The organism is Hufsiella arboris (assembly GCF_009834875.1).
GTDB lineage: Bacteria > Bacteroidota > Bacteroidia > Sphingobacteriales > Sphingobacteriaceae > Hufsiella_A > Hufsiella_A arboris.
The window spans coordinates 106,399-122,660 of record NZ_WVHT01000003.1; the positions used below are offsets into that span (position 1 = coordinate 106,399).

Below are 16,262 nucleotides of genomic sequence, written 5' to 3' on the forward strand. Positions count from 1 at the left end.
TCAAAATTTAAAGTTCCAGGTAACAGATGGAATAATGCCGAATAACGCCACCTGCACAGCTTCGGTTGTTCCTGGTTTTGTTTCGCTATCACGAAAACTGATTGAATAAGGGTTTTTCCGGTTTAGCGCATTATAAACTCCGAACGACCAGCTAGAGTGGAATTTTTTATTCTCTTTACCTTCTAGTGTCGCGCTTAAATCAAGGCGGCTGGTATAAGGCATGCGATTGGCGTTACGTGAGGTATAGTAGTACGTTGTCATGCCCCCGATTTCATATTTCCCAGCTGGATAGGTAACCGCATTTCCCGTTGAATAGATAAAACTTCCAGCAAAGTTCCAGCGTTTACTGAGGTTGTAAACGCCTGTTACGGATAGATCATGAAGCCTGTCGTACCGGGCAGGGAAGTAATTACCATTATTTATTTTATCGAATTTCCGTTCTGTTCGGGCAAGCGTATAACTGATCCAACCAACCAATTTGCCTGCATTTTTTTTTGCATATAGTTCTAAACCGTACGATCTTCCCTTGCCGTACAATAGCTGGGATTCCACATCAGCGTTGGCAATCAGCTGTGCGCCATCACGGTAGTCAATTTGATTTTGCAGCCACTTATAATAGGTTTCCACCGAAAACTCCCAGGCATTGCCAGCAAGATTTTTAAAATAGCCCGCTGACACTTGGTCTGCCAATTCTGGTTTGATATTATTACTTGACAAAACGTATTGGTCTGTAGGCGTACTGGACCCCGAATTACTAAGAATATGGATATTCTGAGTGTTACGATTGTATGATAGCTTAATTGAATTCTGATCATTCATACTAAAGCTAGCTGAGACTCGCGGTTCCAGGTAAAAATAAGACTTTCCAAATTCGTGATCATCATAAGTTTGAGTGCTTACAGGAAATCCGCTTCCATCATAAGTTTTAAATGTTCCCGGGCCTAACACAGTAAACGAACTAAACCGTGTTCCATAAAGCACGTTCAGCCAATTGGTGATCTGCCACTCGTCCGACACATAGGCAGCGCCTTCCAGTCCATAACGATATTCGATCGATTGAGAATTAACGCTCGACTGGCCCGTGGTTTCAATATCCGATGGCTGCAGCCGGTGATGAAGCGCGTTGACACCGAACCGGAGAATATGCTTATTACCGTAATACTGTAAATCTTCTTTTAAATTATAGTCCCTGATCAAAGACTTCGCCGTGAAATTATTGTTGGTGCTGAACACCCGGATATTGTAATTGTATTTGTTGTAGATTACCGAGGTATTAGAAAAAAGCCGGTCGTTGAATAAATGGTTGTATCGCAGCGTTGCTGTTGAATTACCCCAGTCGTTATCGAAAAGATTTTTTATCCCCAGGTTGTCCTGGCCGAAGTAACCGGAAAGATAAACCGTGTTTTTATCGTCAAACCGATAGTTAAACTTAGCGTTTAGGTCGTAAAAATTAAGCGTATTCCCTTTCAGGTCGGGATCCGGTGAGGCTTTTAAAAGAAGATCCAGGTAAGTTCGGCGTCCGCTGATCATAAATGAAGACTTATTTTTAACGATCGGGCCTTCAACTTTCAGGCGCGAAGCGATTAACCCGATGCCACCCTGCACCGAGAAATTCTTCGAATTACCATCATCCATTTTCACATCCAGAACGGAGGATAAGCGTCCACCATATTGCGCCGGCATACCGCCTTTATAAAGATTTACATCTTTAATAGCGTCTGAATTAAAAGTGGAAAAAAATCCAAGCAAATGCGAAGAGTTATAAACAGTTGCCTCATCAAGCAAAATGAGGTTTTGATCAGCTGCGCCGCCACGAACAAAAAAACCGGTATTACCTTCTCCACCGGATTTGACTCCGGGCAATAATTGTATCGTTTTTAGAATATCCTTCTCACCGAACAAAACGGGAACGCTGGATATTGTCTTCATGTCCAGCTTATCCAGGCCCATCTGCGGACTTCGGATATTTTCTCCCGGGCGATTCTTTGCAGAAATTACTACCTCCTTTAGTTCGGAAGATGAAGCCAGCTCAATCCTGAGCGCGGTCGATTTATTAAGTGAAATTTTTTGCTGGCTTGTCTGATATCCCACGTAGCTAATAAAAACGTCGTATTGTGACGGCTTTACAGTGAGAGAAAAGAAACCATATGAATTTGTCGAAGTATTTATTGACGTTGCAGAATCCTTTAAAGTAACTGTGGCTCCGATCAATGTTTCACCCGTTGACTTGTCACGGACTGTTCCACTAACTGTATAACGCTCCTGGGCCGTTAAAAAATTAGAAAAAGAAATAAAAAGTAATGGTAATAAGTATCGGAGAAATCTCAAATTAAACGGCATTAAACTATAGCTTAGTAACGCAGCAAAAATAAAAATTGTATTCAGGATATTATTTTTAAATCGGCAATGCGGGTAAATATCAAAACAAAATAAGACAGATTCTCAGACTGATACAATTCATACCGCTTAAACCGACAACTTTTAGCTGCGGCACCTGTTATCATTCACAAAACATAATAATATGATCATTCAAATAAACACCGACAATAATATTGAAGGCCGGCAGCAAATGGCTGCCCACTACGAGTCAGTTCTTGCGGATGCGCTTAGTCGTTTTTCAAGCCAGATAACACGGCTCGAAGTCCACATGAGCGATGAAAACAGTGATAAAAAAGGAACAGATGATAAACGATGCATGCTGGAGGCAAGAGTTGAAGGCTTACAACCAATTGCTGTAACTGCACAATCCGGCACATTGCATGAAGCAGTTAGTGCGGCTGTTTCTAAATTAAAGCATGCCCTGGACAGCGCAATCGGGAAACTAAAACAATACTAGTTCAGTAATTGATCATTCGTTAACAAATTCCAACGCAAAAAGAATGCTGGCCTGAATGACCAGCATTTTCTGTTTTGGTATCATTCAACAAGTGAATAACAGCTGATTTGTTAAATCTTTCTTCCGGTGTTTATTACACTTACGCCGCTGAATTTGGTGGTAGCGCAGCCATGGGACACCGCGCTGATCTGGCCCGGCTGCCCCTTCCCGTCAAAGAAGGATCCGCCCAAACGATAGTCCTTCTCATCACAAGAGCCAGCACATGAATTCCAAAACTCCTGGGTATTCGCCTGGTAAGCTGCATCCCGAACCATGCCGACAACTTTCCCGGCTTTAATCTCATAACATAGCTGACTGCTGAACTGAAAATTATAGCGCTGCTGATCGATGGAATATGAATTTCTGCCAAGCATATATAAACCTTTGTCTATGCCTTTTATCATTTCTGCAGACGTAAGCGGCGCTTTACCCGGCTGAAGCGAAACATTCGGCATTCGCTGAAACTGAACGCTGCTCCAGCTATCCGCATAGCAACAACCCTGCGACTCATTGAGGCCAAGAATATGTGCCTGATCACGGATGGTTTGATAGTTTACTAAAATGCCGTCTTTAATCAGATCCCACTTGCCGCACTTTACGCCTTCATCGTCATACCCTACGGCACCTAACGATCCTGATTGTGTTTTATCTGCAACGATATTCACCTGTTTGCTTCCAAAATTAAATTTCTTGGATTCCCACTTATCAAGTGTCAGAAAGCTGGTTCCTGCGTAATTTGCTTCGTAACCCAATACCCGATCTAGTTCGGTGGGATGACCGACAGATTCGTGAATCGTAAGGAACAGATGAGTCGGATCAAGCACAAGGTCATATTTACCTGGTTCAACTGGTTTTGCCTGCAATTTTTCTCCAACATGAACCGCAGCCTGTTTCGCATCTTCGATCATGTCGTAACGCTTTTTGTAGAGCGTTACCAGCCCTTTAATTTTTTCGTTTTCGTCCGGGATCATGTATTCATATCCCATACCCATTGGCGAACTAAGCGCATCGCGTGTTTGAAAACTGCCGTTTGATTTGTCAATTTTGGTGACTGTAAACGTTGGCCATATTCGATGTATGTCCTGATCAATGTACGACCCGTCTGTCGATGCAAAATATTTCTGTTCGTTAATAAGGAATAAGGTTGAGTTAATGAAACTCGCGCCACCTTCTTTCGCAGCGGCATTAACTCCAAGCAACAGATCGACCTTTTCCTTAACCGGGATCTCAAATCCGTTTTTTTCAATCGGAGTTTTCCAGCTTACTTCTCCATAGCCTTTTTGCGAAGCAAGCTGTACCGGTTCTGTCAAAAGCTTTGCGTTCACCTTCGCAATTTGTACTGCCAGCTCTGTTGCCTTTGCAATGCTGTCGTTATCCAGCTTGTCGGTCGACGCAAATCCCCAGCAGCCGTTTGCGATTACCCGAATCCCCATTCCATACGATTCCGTATTAGCGATATTCTGTACTCGGTTTTCCCTTGTCGAAATCGACTGGTTTAAATATCGGCCAATACGAACATCAGCGTATGAAGCGCCTTTAGATCGCGCCGCATTTAATACGATATCGGCCATTTTTTTCTTCAGTATGGCATCAACCGGCTCTGGCAAATAATCCAGCGGAACTGTTTTTCCCAACGCTGAGATATCAGGCATCATCGTAGCGCCAACTCCCATTCCAGCCAGGTATAAAAAGTTTCTTCTTTTCATTTCTTAATAAGTTAAACAGCGTCTGACAACGAGGTAAAAGTAAAATCACGGATTTTCATTGGCGGCACCACGATGTTACCGCTTCTGACCGGCTTACCCAGCTCCTCAACATTATTCAGCATGATGACCGGGCTTTCATTAAAACGAAAATTCTTGATAGGATATTTGATCTGGCCGTTCTCAATGTAAAATGTGCCATCGCGTGTTAAGCCTGTCTGCAGCACAGTCTGCGGATCGACCATCCTGATATACCAAAACCTGGTAACCAGGATGCCTTTTTCAGTTTCTTTTATCAGGTCTTCCAGGGATTTGGTGCCCCCTTCCATGATAACACGAAAAGCGCCAGGTAGGGGTTTTACATTTTTTTGCTGCGCCCAGTAACGCGAATAACTGAGATTTTTCACAACGCCTTTATCAACCCAAATTGTTTTTTTCAAGGGCATCCCTTCATTATTCCAGGTTGCTGAAGGCAGCTCAGCGTTAAGAGGATCTGAGTAAATGGTTACTTTTTCATTAAACAATTGTTCCCCCAAACGTGTCTGGCCACCTTTTTTACTCATAAAACTTCGGCCTTCTTCTGCGCTGCGGGCATCAAAACCTCTGAACAAACCGCCAAGCATGTCAGCAGCTGCTAACGGCTCTAAGATCACGGTATATTTGCCGGGCTCTATCGCTTTAGCATTGACAGAACTTAAAGCTTTACCTGCTGCTACAGTGCTCAGGGTTTTAGGGTCAAATTTTCTTACGTCATTGTAACTTACGTTGACATAGCCTGATCCCTTTCCGTCCTTGGTTCGTAGCGTTACAGAAAAATCGATATCTGTTGAGCTGTTATATGCAAACAGTCCTTTGCTGTTCATAATCGCCCGGAACGCCGTCGAATTTTCAAGAAAGCCTGCTGCTTCCAGGTTTTTGTCTTTCGCTATCTGCAAACTTTGAGCTACCGCCTCGGCTCTCTTTTCAGGATTGATTGCTGCTGTATCGCTATTGAAAGTTATTGATTCAGTAAAATTTTCCGGCCCCAGAGGTGGCATATATTCCGAGTCCTCAGGTGCGAGTTTAGCCAGTTCTTCAGAACGCCGGACTACTTTTTCCAATGATGCATCGTCGAATTCGTTTATTGTTGCCACACCGGTCCTTTTGCCGTAGGTCGAACTTACTTCCAGGCTCATGCTGCTGTTTTCGCCCGCCGTTGATACAGCATTTCTGGCGTAACGAATATTTCCACCTGTGCTGCCTTCAAGGCCCAACTCGCATGCGTCGGCTTTTGAGTAGTTTAAAACTTTTTTTAGTAGTGCCTGAGCTTCTTCTTTTTTAAGGATCGCCATAATTCTTTAATCTGGTAATTTGTTAAACCGCATCTGAAAGGGAAGTAAATGTAAAGTCCCGGATTTTCATCGGCGGTATCAAATAACTCCGGTACGATTCAACACTGATGCTCCGTTCCGCTTTACCAAGTGCTTCGATATTGTTAAGCATGATAACCGGACTTTCATTAAACCGCATATTTTTTATCGGGAACTGGATCTTGCCGTTTTCAATGTAAAATGTACCGTCGCGTGTAAGTCCGGTTAATAGTAATGTTTGCGGATCGACCATGCGGATATACCAAAGTCGCGAAACAAGAATGCCCTTCTCTGTGCTTTTGATAAGCTCTTCCAAAGAAGCACTTCCGCCCTGCATAATCACATTCGAGGGGCCGGGAACCGGCTTAACATTTTTTTGTTGCGCCCAGTAACGTGAATAAGCGAGATTTTTAACTACTCCTTTATCGATCCAGTTAATTTTTTCTAAAGGCTGACCTTCACTGTTCCAGGTAGGAGCCGGCATATCCGGGTTAAACGGATCGGAATAAATTGTAACCTGCTCATCCATTAATTTTTCGCCCAAACGTGTTCCGCCGCCTGGCTTGCTCATGAAACTTCGTCCCTCGTCAGCACTGCGTGCGTCAAATCCGCGAAACATATTTTCGAGCATATACGTTGCGGCAACAGGTTCCAGGATAACGGTATATTTTCCCGGCTCAATAGCTTTAGCATTTATCGATCCGTTTGCTTTTGAAGCGGCAATCTTAGTTGCTGTCAATGTATCAAGCTTGTTTACATCATTAAAACCGCGGGCTGCATATCCTGAACCTGTCCCTGCCTGGTTACGTGTCGTCACTGAGAAAATAACGTCGGTAGATTTGTTATAAGCAAACAATCCTTTACTGTTCATTACGGCTGTAAATCCGTTACTGTTTTCCAGGAAACCTGCGGCCTCAAGCTTGGCCTCCTTTGCCGCGATAATGCTTTTACTCACCAGTTCGGCCCGTGTGTCGGGGGTCATGGCCGCGGTTGCGGGAACATAGGTTATTGCTTCCTTAAAATCTGATGGGCCGAGCATCGGCATCACTTCAGGATTTTCCGGCGCCAGTTTAGCCAGCTCTTCCGAACGGCTTACCACTTTTTGCAGAGAAGCATCATCGAATTCATTAATCGTTGAAAAAGCACTTTTCTTGCCAAATCTTGAAGAGACCGACAAGTTTAAAGTACTGACATCGCCGGCAGTTGAAACTGCATTGCGGGCATATCGTATATTTCCACCTTCCGTTCCGGATAAAGTGGCTTCGCATTCATCAGCTTTGGAATAGGTTAAAACTTTTTTCAGAAGCGCTTGTGCAGCTTCTTTCGTTAAAATCGCCATGTGTTGTTAGCTAAAAAGGTAAAGAGCACTAAATTTTACGAGCCGTATTAATAACATTCACCCCGTTAAAACGAGTCGTTGGACAGCCATGCGATACTGCATTTGATTGTCCAGGCTGACCTTTTCCGTCATTAAAAGCCCCTCCAAGACGATAATCACTTGCATCAGCAAGGTCAGTACATGAATTCCAGAACTCCTGTGTATTTGCCTGGTAAGCGACATCGTTTAACATTCCAACGATCTTGCCTTGTTTGATCTCATAAAAAGTCTGCCCCCCAAACTGAAAATTATAGCGTTGCTGGTCGATCGAGAAAGATCCGTCGCCGACGATATATATTCCTTTTTCTACATTTTTAATCATATCGTCAACACTTCTTTTTTCCTTGCCTGGCTGAAGCGACACATTAGGCATTCGCTGAAACTGGACATCCTGCCAGCTTTGGGCATAACAACATCCCTGCGAATGATCCAGTCCAATGATATGCGCCTGATCCCGGATAGCCTGATAGTTTACCAAAACGCCATCTTTGATTAAGTCCCATTTACCACACTGCACGCCCTCGTCGTCATAGCCTACAGCGCCTAACGAACCTGGTTGAGTTTTATCAGCAACCACATTTACGAGCTTGTTTCCGAAATTAAATTTCTTCGATTGCCATTTATCAAGTGTTAAAAAGCTTGTGCCTGCGTAATTGGCTTCGTAGCCCAGCACGCGGTCAAGTTCCGTTGGGTGGCCGACAGATTCATGAATGGTCAACCATAAATGCGACGGGTCAAGAATGAGATCATACTTACCAGGCTCAACACTTTTGGCGGATATCTTTTCGGCCGCGTCTTTCGTTGCATTCTTAACATCCTCCATAATGTCGTAACGTTGCTTATACCGTGTTACGATTCCTTTTACTTTTTCTTCTTCTTTTGGCGTAAGGTATTCATAGCCCATTCCCATCGGAGAGCTTAGCGAGCGCCGGGTTTGAAATTTGCCTGAGGTTTTGTCAATTTTAGTAACCACAAAACTTGGGTAAATCCTGTGAATGTCCTGGTCGATATAGGAACCGTCAGTTGATGCGAAATACTTCTGTTCATTGATCGAGAAGAGCATCGAGTTAACAAAATTGGCACCGCCGTTTTTCGCTTCCGCATTTACAGCAAGCAATAAATCGGTCTTTTCCTGTACAGGGACCTCGAATGGATTTTTTTCAATCGGCGTTTTCCAGCTAACTTCACCAAAGCCCTTTTGCGGCGCCAGTTCAACCGGCGTACCCTGAATTTTGGCGTTAGCTTTGGCAACAGCTACCGCACGTTCTGCAGTTTTGGCAACCTCGTCTTTGGTTACATTGTTGCTTGCAGCAAAACCCCAGCAGCCATTTGCAATAACGCGAATTCCGACACCGAATGATTCGGTGTTAGCAACATTTTGAACCCGGTTTTCACGTGTTATCACAAACTGGTTAAGGTATCTGCCGATGCGTACATCAGCGTAGGTAGCCCCTTTTGATTTGGCAGCGTTCATGGCAATGTCGGCAATTTGCTTTTTCAGGCCTACATCCATGCCGTCGTTTAATGCGGCAAGCGGATCAATCGGATTTCCGAAAAGCTCCATGTTTGGGAGCATGAGGGCGCCAAAGCCAACTCCCGACAAATAAATAAAGTCTCTTCTTTTCATTCAAGTTTTCTCCCTAAGCTAATTTTAAATAAAGGCTTAAAGTATAAATTTTTGAAAAGAAGTGTTTTAGGGTTTTATAACAATTTTGTTTCAACCCACAGAAAAACGCAGCAAATCGAAAAAATAGCTAGCAACAGTAAAGGAGAAATATGAAATGTCGAATATTTTGATGTCGAATTAATCTCCCGATTAGTTTTTGACTCGATAAAACCAATACTTGGTTTATAATTGACATTGTTTTTTGAACCAATCAAGTCTTTCCAGTCATTTTCGCTAAAAACATAAACGTCCTGGCCGGCGATTTTTTGCCAGCCTGCCTCTTTTGGCCAGATCACCGATTCATAACTAATAGGAAGCTGCGCTTTTTGGCTGAAAAATATGGGCTGTGAATAAAAATTAAAAATCGGAACCTGTTGACCGCTCGTTTTTATAACTGTATACTGATTTGCTCTGGGATATTTGTCGATAAACCAGTTCTCTTTGGAGGTTATTTTTCGCCCGGCATTTTCAATCAAATAGCTCCAGAAAGACGTGTAAGTTTCTTTATCACCGCTCAGCATCCATGAATAGGTATTTGAAAGCGTAGTTACAAGAAATTTACCGCTGCCGTGGAGCTTGCTGTTTACCACAATTCGCTGTTTCGCATCAGTGACCAACGGTTGCGATCCGCTTTGAGGCTGAATAAACATTGACTGTTCAACCTGAAGTTTTGCTTTCTCATTTCGAAAAGACAAAGACAGTTCCTGATGCGGAGCGCCATTGGTAAATTTGAACTTATTAAACGGGCCGTTTTTCCAAGCCGTGTCGGTCAGCGCAATAAGGCCGGTGCCATTTTCTAATAAAGCATTTTGGATAACGCTGACATCACTCCCGTTTAACTGATCGAGTTGAAAAGCATCTGCTATCACTACATCGAAGCTGTCAAGCACAGCTCTGCTAAGTTTGTCTGGTTGGAAAGATCGGAGGTTTGAATAATTCCGATTGAATTTACCCTTACTGGTTAGCGTTTTTACGACCACGCCAAAACCATTTTGTTCCAACCAGTTTTTCAGAAATCTCGACTCGAATCCCGGAGAAGAAAAGAGCATCAGTACATTTATTTTTTGAGGCTGATGGATAATAAATGGTACCGGATTACGGCTAAGTGTGTCGTTTCCAGAAATAGCATAAACCAACCAATTAACAAGACCGGTTTGTTTGGGCCGGTATTGAAGTTTGAAAATTCCGGTTTTACCTGCCGCAATTTCTGTTGAATCAACAGTTGTATTTAATGCTTTTAACACCAATTTTACAGGTCTTGCTTCGGCATTTTCATATAAACCAGCTAACGTCAATATGTCTCCCTGTTTCAAATCCCTTCTCCAGTTGACTTGCTGAAACCCGCTGATATTTGAAGCCGGATGAAATCTGATTAGCATTGAATCCAGCTCAACTAATTCATGGTTGTTTAGGCCTGAACCAAATATCTCTACCTTATTGACTAATGGGTTGGCTGCCAAAAAGTAACTAATCCCCGGATAATACTTTCCAGGAACATTCTTGCTGTCAGCTAATGATTCGTCGGTAAAAAAAACCGGAGTTGAGTCGGGTTGCTGCATCAGAAATTTAAGAACGCTATCCCTATTGAAATTTGGCGTTAGTAAAATCGCAGCTTTTTCACGCTTTAAGGCATTTTTTTTTGATCGAACAGACGGAACAATGAGAAGAGCCAAACTTACGATCGCAAAAAAAGTTGCTATGATACGCCAAATCAGATGCGCTTTATTTTGTCGTCTGATCTCTTTTATCAACAACAGCACAAATGCTAACGCACAAAAAAACAGGATGATCATTGTTTGATTCATGGATTCATTCTGCTTAGCGATTTATAGTACTCTTTGGACAAACTCACATCTGCTTTATCCGCATCGCGTTGGGGAATGCTGGCCGCCGGAGATAAAGCTTTTTGTAAAGCCTGCTCTGCAATAATAAAATCAACGGAAGATATTTTATAAGGCTGCCCGGCAAAACCGATGATCCTTCGCAATGACGCAACGGCCGGAAGATAAACGGATGGCTGTGTTCCTGCCTTTTCCGTCAGCAAAACATTGAATTCCCTTAAAGATGCATAAGCTTGTTTCGGTAAGGCCTTTTTTTGCTGTAATCTTTGCAGCGCTTCGGATGCTTTTCTCACCATCGCAGTTAATGATCCGCTTTCGGTAATTTGATTTTTTATTATTGGATCCGTTATCTTGCTCAAATCTCCCGTCAATCGCTTTTCCGCCGGCTTTAATGGCGGAAGCTTGGTACTCGTTTTGGCAACGTAAACCCTGGATTTTTGCTGCAGGTCTTTTAATAACCGCAGCGCTTTGTATTCATATGGAAGCGCCTCGGCAGGCTTAAATGTTCTGAGCCGTAGTTCGGAATTCCACATTTGGGTAAGTGTTTCTTTGAGCTGCTTTTTTGTTTCGGGTTCGAAGAACGTTGCATCTTCCGCCTGATCATGCTTATGAGCGTACGCGTCCATAATAGCGCCAGCGTTTCCAATTTCATTCGCTCCATCTTCGTGGTGTTCATCGCCGTGATCATGCTCTCCGATCGAATTTTCGTTTTCTTCGCCAAGGAATTTTCCGTAACGAAGGCGCAGCAATTGCTGGTCGATGCCAAGATCATTGCTTTTCTTTTTAAAATCGGCCGCGCTGATAGTGTCTTTGCTCCGTAACAGCTGCTCGGTTTCAATAATGATCTGGCGCTGGCTTCTAAACAGCTCCGGCTTTACATCGAGGCTTGTTACCATACCGTCCATACTCATCAGGCGAGCGGTATCTGCAATTGAAATGATCATAACGTCCGACCGGCTTTCCTGTTGATGATTATCTACCGCTTTTACATAAAAATAAAGCTCATCACCAGGAACCATACCCAGTGATTTAAGATCAATTATTTTAAGAAGATCATAGGATTTCCCTGATGCAGAAAAACCTGTATTAAAGCTGAGCTGCTGCTCCTTAAACTTCACGGCCTCTCCGCTTCCGCTTGCTATAGTCGCCGAAATATAAGCGTTGCTGATCCCATAGTCATCCGAGATGGTTATCTGAGTTGCAACTTTTTCAGGCTGTCCAAAATCAATCATCGAATAAGGTTTCGGCTTGATTACTTTTATGAACGGCGCATTATCCTGAACAACTTCAATCTGGTAAAAATCGGAAAGCTTGCCGTTGATACTTAGCTGATAAAATCCGGTTCTAGTAAATTTCTCTGTGAATGTCCATTCGCCGGCTAAAGTTTTCCTTAGATTGCTGACTTTGCCTGTATTAAATAAAAAAGCCACTTTTTTTACTTCTTCATTTGTTTTAACAGTCCATCTGACAACCGATCCTGATAAGATTTGCAGCGAGAATTCAGATTGTTTGCTAAGTGATTTTCCAGTATAGGATGGGGGTGTAACAACAACGTAATTCGATTCAATTTCTGGCAGAATGGTTTCCTTTTTTTGATTGCTTTGATGTTGTATCATGGGCGATCCCGGAGTTGAACGAAGGGTCGCTGTTTTTAGCAAAATAAGTCCTAAAACAATAGCAATGCTGCTGATAATTAACACAGATCGTTCCGGCAGATAAAATTTGGCGGGCCTGTTTATCTGATCAATTTCACTATAAACCTTTTGAAACTGCAACCGTTCCAACAGGCTCATATCTTCCTTTTGTTTTTGTAATAACGCAGTGCTTTCTTCCAGTTTTGGGAAGTTGACATCCAGATAACTGGTGATAAACCTGTTATTTATTTTCCAGAAAGGATAAGTGAAGATATATGATGCGAAGCCGGAAATAAAAACAACAAAAAATGCCGCTGACGGAACCGAAATAAAGCGTCGTAAAATGATAAAAATTGCAAAAGATACCGCGCCGCACAACAAAACGCCGGTTAAGAGATTTTTAAATCTCCACGCGGTTTTCCAGTTTTGGATGATATCGTTAGTCGAATGTGTCATCTGGCACTTAATTTATTAGCGAGCATCCGTTCGGTTACAAAAAGCAATAATAAAGCTAACCAAAATGCGAATTGCAGATCTGTCTTTTTCTCATCAACCAATTTGTTTTCGTGGGTATCAACACCCGAAAAGGTTGGCTGTAGTTGTGCTGAACTAATTTTACGAATATCATTGGCGGGGGCTACCGACTTATAGGGCTGCAACAGACCGGCAATAAAATCAGGAAACTGACTAACCCAAACTAAATCGTTCCATTCCGGATCGAGGCGCGAATAAAAACGATAAACCGTCTGGCTGCCGATGGTTTTCGTTAGAACCGGCCTCCCAACCCCATTTGTCCAGTTTATATCTTCTCCGGCGACATCATCGTGATGACGAATTTTGAATAATTTGACAGGGAGAAAATCCGGCACTGCTTCTGAAAATACAAAATCATGGTCGTTAACTATTTTCTCGCCGGCATAACAAAAGATGTTTTTGATTTTTCTTTCTGAGAGTTTCGAATCGGATAACCAGAACAGCCAGTCTGAATTAGCAGGAATTTTTTGGACGGTATTGGCCATTGTCACTTTTATACGCCGCCCGCTGATTTTTTGGAAAGCCTGGATACCGGCGGCCACAAAATTGCCATCACTTTTATTTAAATCACTATAAATAGTAATTTTCAACGTAGATGTATCAACGGCAAAAAGCGTTGAATTATCTATACGCGAAACCTGAGGTAGGCCATTTTGATAAGATAGATTAATTTCTTTATCAGGCGTGTTACTACTTAAACTAGTTGTTTTATAGCTAACTCCTTCACTGTCGCTTTTGGCAGTTATAACTTTAATTCCGTTTGTTGAAGTCAGATAAGCATCGCTGATCCAGGTTTTAGAGCTATCAGATGCTGCAAATGTGTACCATTTTATTTTTGAGTGAATAACCGGCCGCTTCCACCCAAACTGATTTTGCCTGCTATTCGTAAAAATGACTTTTTCAATTCCTGGAAATTGTATATCAGCAGCTTTAGCCAGTTGCCAATAAGCAACAGGTTTTTCTAGCTTTTGTTCCGAAGGCTCCCGAACCAACAGGGAAGAATCAGCCTTTTTAAATCCAATGGCGAACTCGTGCAGTTCATACCCGGATTTTAAAAGTGAATCAATAGTTTGTTTGTGGCTTTCGTATGCTGCTCGGAACTGCCCTGGTTTAATAAAAATCAAGCCATGAGCTTTTTTAAAAGCCTCTTTTTGTTTCCAGATCGGATAGCTTAAAAAAAGGGCAAGCAATGCCACCAGTAGGCACCTTAGCAATAGCAGCAGCAGATCACTTAATTTAATTTTTCGTGATCTAGCGCTCGAGTTCTCTTTTAAAAAAGCGATACTACCAATTTTAAGCGTTTTTCCTTGCCTGACGTTCCATAAATGGATAATCACCGGAATCGAAATTCCGGCAAGGGTAAAAAGCCATATGGGGTTAATCAGCTGAAACAATTGATCGTTAGGATTTACTGCGCTGGTTTAAAAAATCACGCAGCGCCTGGTCTATTGGTTGATCCGTTATTAACAAACGATAATAAACGCGCCGATCGAGCAGATAAGTTTTAACGGAAGCAAGGTAAGCTTCCAGGTTCTCCCGGTATTTCTTTGCCGACTGGCTGCTGAACGGCAATATTTCACCGGTTTCCAGATCTTGTACTGCTGAATAATTTTTATAATCCAGCTCCAGCTCATTTCGTCCGAGAAGATGGAAGACAATAACTTCATGCTTCAATGAATTCAGCGCATCAATAAGTTGATACAGCTCGTTGTCTTCCTGGTACAAATCGGTTATGAAGATCAGTAATTCTCTTTTTTGAGACCCTGCATAAATATCCCTGTAACCAAGTGGCTTTGTAAATTTACCTTCAGGGCTTACTGTTTCAAGCTGATGTAATAAGCGTGAAAGATGTTGAAAGTCCTGACGGCTTGGTAATGAAAACAACTTGTCTTCCTGAAAGATATAAAGCCCCAGCGCATCTCCCTGCAGATTTGCAAGATATGCGAGAGATGCTGCGAGGTATTTGGCGTAATCTATTTTTTTATACCCGGAATCTTCATGATTCATTGAAGCGCTTGCATCAACAAGTAATCTGACTGAAATATTAGTTTCTACCTCCGATTCGCGAATGTAATAACGGTCGGAACGGGCAAACATTTTCCAGTCAAGCTGCCGGAGATCGTCACCTGGCTGATAACTTCTATACTGACTGAATTCCATTCCCGGACCTTTGACAGTGCTTTTATTAATGCCGTTTAAAAACCCGTTTACAGTCGTTTTTGCCTTCAGTTGAAGGTCTTTTATCGACATCAATATTTTAGGATCCAGCAATGCAGACATAATAAAAACTTAGGCGTTTCTGCTAATGGCTTTTAACAATTCAGCAGTAACCATATCCGAAGACACGTTTTCTGCATCGGCTTTAAAATTCATCAATATCCGGTGACGAAGTACTGGAAAAGCCATGTTTTGAATATCTTCAGGAATTACCGCGTACCTTCCTTTGAAAAGTGCACGAGCTTTCGCAGTCAATATCAGGGCTTGTCCGGCACGAGGCCCCGCTCCCCACCTAACCCATTCTTTTACATAACTCACCGGGCTTGTATCCGGCCGGGTCGCACGAATAATTCTGGACACATATTGAATTAAGTCTTCATTTATAGTAACGTCGCGCACTAAGGACTGTAACTGCCTAATTTCCTCACCGCCGATTATCGGATTAACCTGCACTTTTTTATTGCCGGTGGTCGAGCTAAGCACATTGATTTCTTCCTCGGCTGTCGGATAGCCGATTTTAACATATAACAGAAACCGGTCAAGCTGCGCTTCCGGTAAGGGATAAGTTCCAGCCTGTTCAATTGGGTTTTGAGTTGCAAGAATAAAAAACGGTCTTTCAAGCGGATACGTCTGTCCGGCGTACGTCACTTCAAATTCCTGCATTGCCTCCAGTAATGCCGATTGTGTTTTAGGAGGCGTACGATTTATTTCATCAGCCAAAATAATGTTCGCAAACAGGGGGCCTTTATTAAACTTAAAGAACCGTTTCCCACTTGCGTGGTCTTCTTCAAGGATTTCAGTGCCTACAATATCGGTTGGCATCAGATCCGGGGTAAATTGAATTCGCCGGAAAGATAAATGCAGCGCTTGTGACATAGTCCGGACCATTAGAGTTTTTGCTAAACCGGGCACACCCTCAAGCAAGCAATGTCCTCCGGCCAAAAGGGCAACCAGAATTTCGTCCAAAACCTGGTCTTGCCCGACAATTACCTTTTGAATTTCACTTTTTAAGGCGCTTAATTTTCCTAATAATGGTTGAATGTTATTTTCGGTGATTTCCAAGCC

The 16,262-nt window shown here is 42.7% G+C and carries 11 protein-coding genes; 1 reads left to right on the forward strand and 10 read right to left on the reverse strand.

The window, feature by feature from the left end:
- Positions 1-2,340, reverse strand: coding sequence for a TonB-dependent receptor (locus GS399_RS07460; RefSeq protein ID WP_160843997.1), 2,340 nt, complete (start codon positions 2,338-2,340; stop codon positions 1-3).
- 181 nt (positions 2,341-2,521) lie between these two features.
- On the opposite strand from GS399_RS07460, the gene GS399_RS07465 reads away from it, so the two are divergent.
- Positions 2,522-2,836: an HPF/RaiA family ribosome-associated protein gene (locus GS399_RS07465; RefSeq protein WP_160843998.1), complete on the forward strand. Its 315-nt coding sequence runs from the start codon at positions 2,522-2,524 to the stop codon at positions 2,834-2,836.
- Between the two features lie 110 nt (positions 2,837-2,946).
- Here the strand turns inward: GS399_RS07465 and GS399_RS07470 are convergent, their stop codons facing one another.
- From GS399_RS07470 to GS399_RS07510, 9 genes are all read right to left on the reverse strand, one after another.
- A complete protein-coding gene (locus GS399_RS07470; RefSeq protein ID WP_160843999.1) occupies positions 2,947-4,581 on the reverse strand; it encodes a TldD/PmbA family protein in 1,635 nt (544 codons plus the stop codon).
- An 11-nt stretch (positions 4,582-4,592) separates the two neighbouring features.
- Positions 4,593-5,909: a TldD/PmbA family protein gene (locus GS399_RS07475; RefSeq protein ID WP_160844000.1), complete on the reverse strand. Its 1,317-nt coding sequence runs from the start codon at positions 5,907-5,909 to the stop codon at positions 4,593-4,595.
- A 22-nt stretch (positions 5,910-5,931) separates the two neighbouring features.
- On the reverse strand, positions 5,932-7,266 hold the full coding sequence (locus tag GS399_RS07480) for a TldD/PmbA family protein (protein ID WP_160844001.1): 1,335 nt from the start codon (positions 7,264-7,266) through the stop codon (positions 5,932-5,934).
- 28 nt (positions 7,267-7,294) lie between these two features.
- Positions 7,295-8,932 (reverse strand): TldD/PmbA family protein, encoded by a 1,638-nt coding sequence (locus GS399_RS07485; RefSeq protein ID WP_160844002.1) that lies wholly within the window; start codon positions 8,930-8,932, stop codon positions 7,295-7,297.
- A gap of 74 nt (positions 8,933-9,006) precedes the next feature.
- Positions 9,007-10,776: a hypothetical protein gene (locus tag GS399_RS07490; RefSeq protein ID WP_160844003.1), complete on the reverse strand. Its 1,770-nt coding sequence runs from the start codon at positions 10,774-10,776 to the stop codon at positions 9,007-9,009.
- Positions 10,773-12,902, reverse strand: a complete 2,130-nt coding sequence (locus GS399_RS07495) for a DUF4175 domain-containing protein (protein ID WP_160844004.1) — start codon at positions 12,900-12,902, stop codon at positions 10,773-10,775. Before GS399_RS07495 ends, GS399_RS07490 begins: the two co-directional genes overlap by 4 nt.
- Positions 12,899-14,374, reverse strand: coding sequence for a BatA domain-containing protein (locus GS399_RS07500; RefSeq protein WP_160844005.1), 1,476 nt, complete (start codon positions 14,372-14,374; stop codon positions 12,899-12,901). Before GS399_RS07500 ends, GS399_RS07495 begins: the two co-directional genes overlap by 4 nt.
- A gap of 7 nt (positions 14,375-14,381) precedes the next feature.
- Positions 14,382-15,260 (reverse strand): DUF58 domain-containing protein, encoded by an 879-nt coding sequence (locus GS399_RS07505; RefSeq protein ID WP_237487900.1) that lies wholly within the window; start codon positions 15,258-15,260, stop codon positions 14,382-14,384.
- A gap of 9 nt (positions 15,261-15,269) precedes the next feature.
- Positions 15,270-16,259 carry an AAA family ATPase gene (locus tag GS399_RS07510; RefSeq protein ID WP_160844006.1) on the reverse strand — a complete coding sequence of 330 codons (990 nt, stop codon included), beginning with the start codon at positions 16,257-16,259 and terminating at the stop codon, positions 15,270-15,272.
- Positions 16,260-16,262: the final 3 nt, after the last annotated feature.

What these genes read in the sequence shown, in the direction of transcription:
- GS399_RS07490 (WP_160844003.1), bottom strand. Translation starts at nt 10,776, where the DNA reads ATGAATCAAACAATGATCATCCTGTTTTTTTGTGCGTTAGCATTTGTG.
- GS399_RS07505 (WP_237487900.1), bottom strand. Translation starts at nt 15,260, where the DNA reads ATGTCTGCATTGCTGGATCCTAAAATATTGATGTCGATAAAAGACCTT.
- GS399_RS07465 (WP_160843998.1), top strand. Translation starts at nt 2,522, where the DNA reads ATGATCATTCAAATAAACACCGACAATAATATTGAAGGCCGGCAGCAA.
- GS399_RS07485 (WP_160844002.1), bottom strand. Translation starts at nt 8,932, where the DNA reads ATGAAAAGAAGAGACTTTATTTATTTGTCGGGAGTTGGCTTTGGCGCC.
- GS399_RS07460 (WP_160843997.1), bottom strand. Translation starts at nt 2,340, where the DNA reads ATGCCGTTTAATTTGAGATTTCTCCGATACTTATTACCATTACTTTTT.
- GS399_RS07470 (WP_160843999.1), bottom strand. Translation starts at nt 4,581, where the DNA reads ATGAAAAGAAGAAACTTTTTATACCTGGCTGGAATGGGAGTTGGCGCT.
- GS399_RS07480 (WP_160844001.1), bottom strand. Translation starts at nt 7,266, where the DNA reads ATGGCGATTTTAACGAAAGAAGCTGCACAAGCGCTTCTGAAAAAAGTT.
- GS399_RS07475 (WP_160844000.1), bottom strand. Translation starts at nt 5,909, where the DNA reads ATGGCGATCCTTAAAAAAGAAGAAGCTCAGGCACTACTAAAAAAAGTT.
- GS399_RS07495 (WP_160844004.1), bottom strand. Translation starts at nt 12,902, where the DNA reads ATGACACATTCGACTAACGATATCATCCAAAACTGGAAAACCGCGTGG.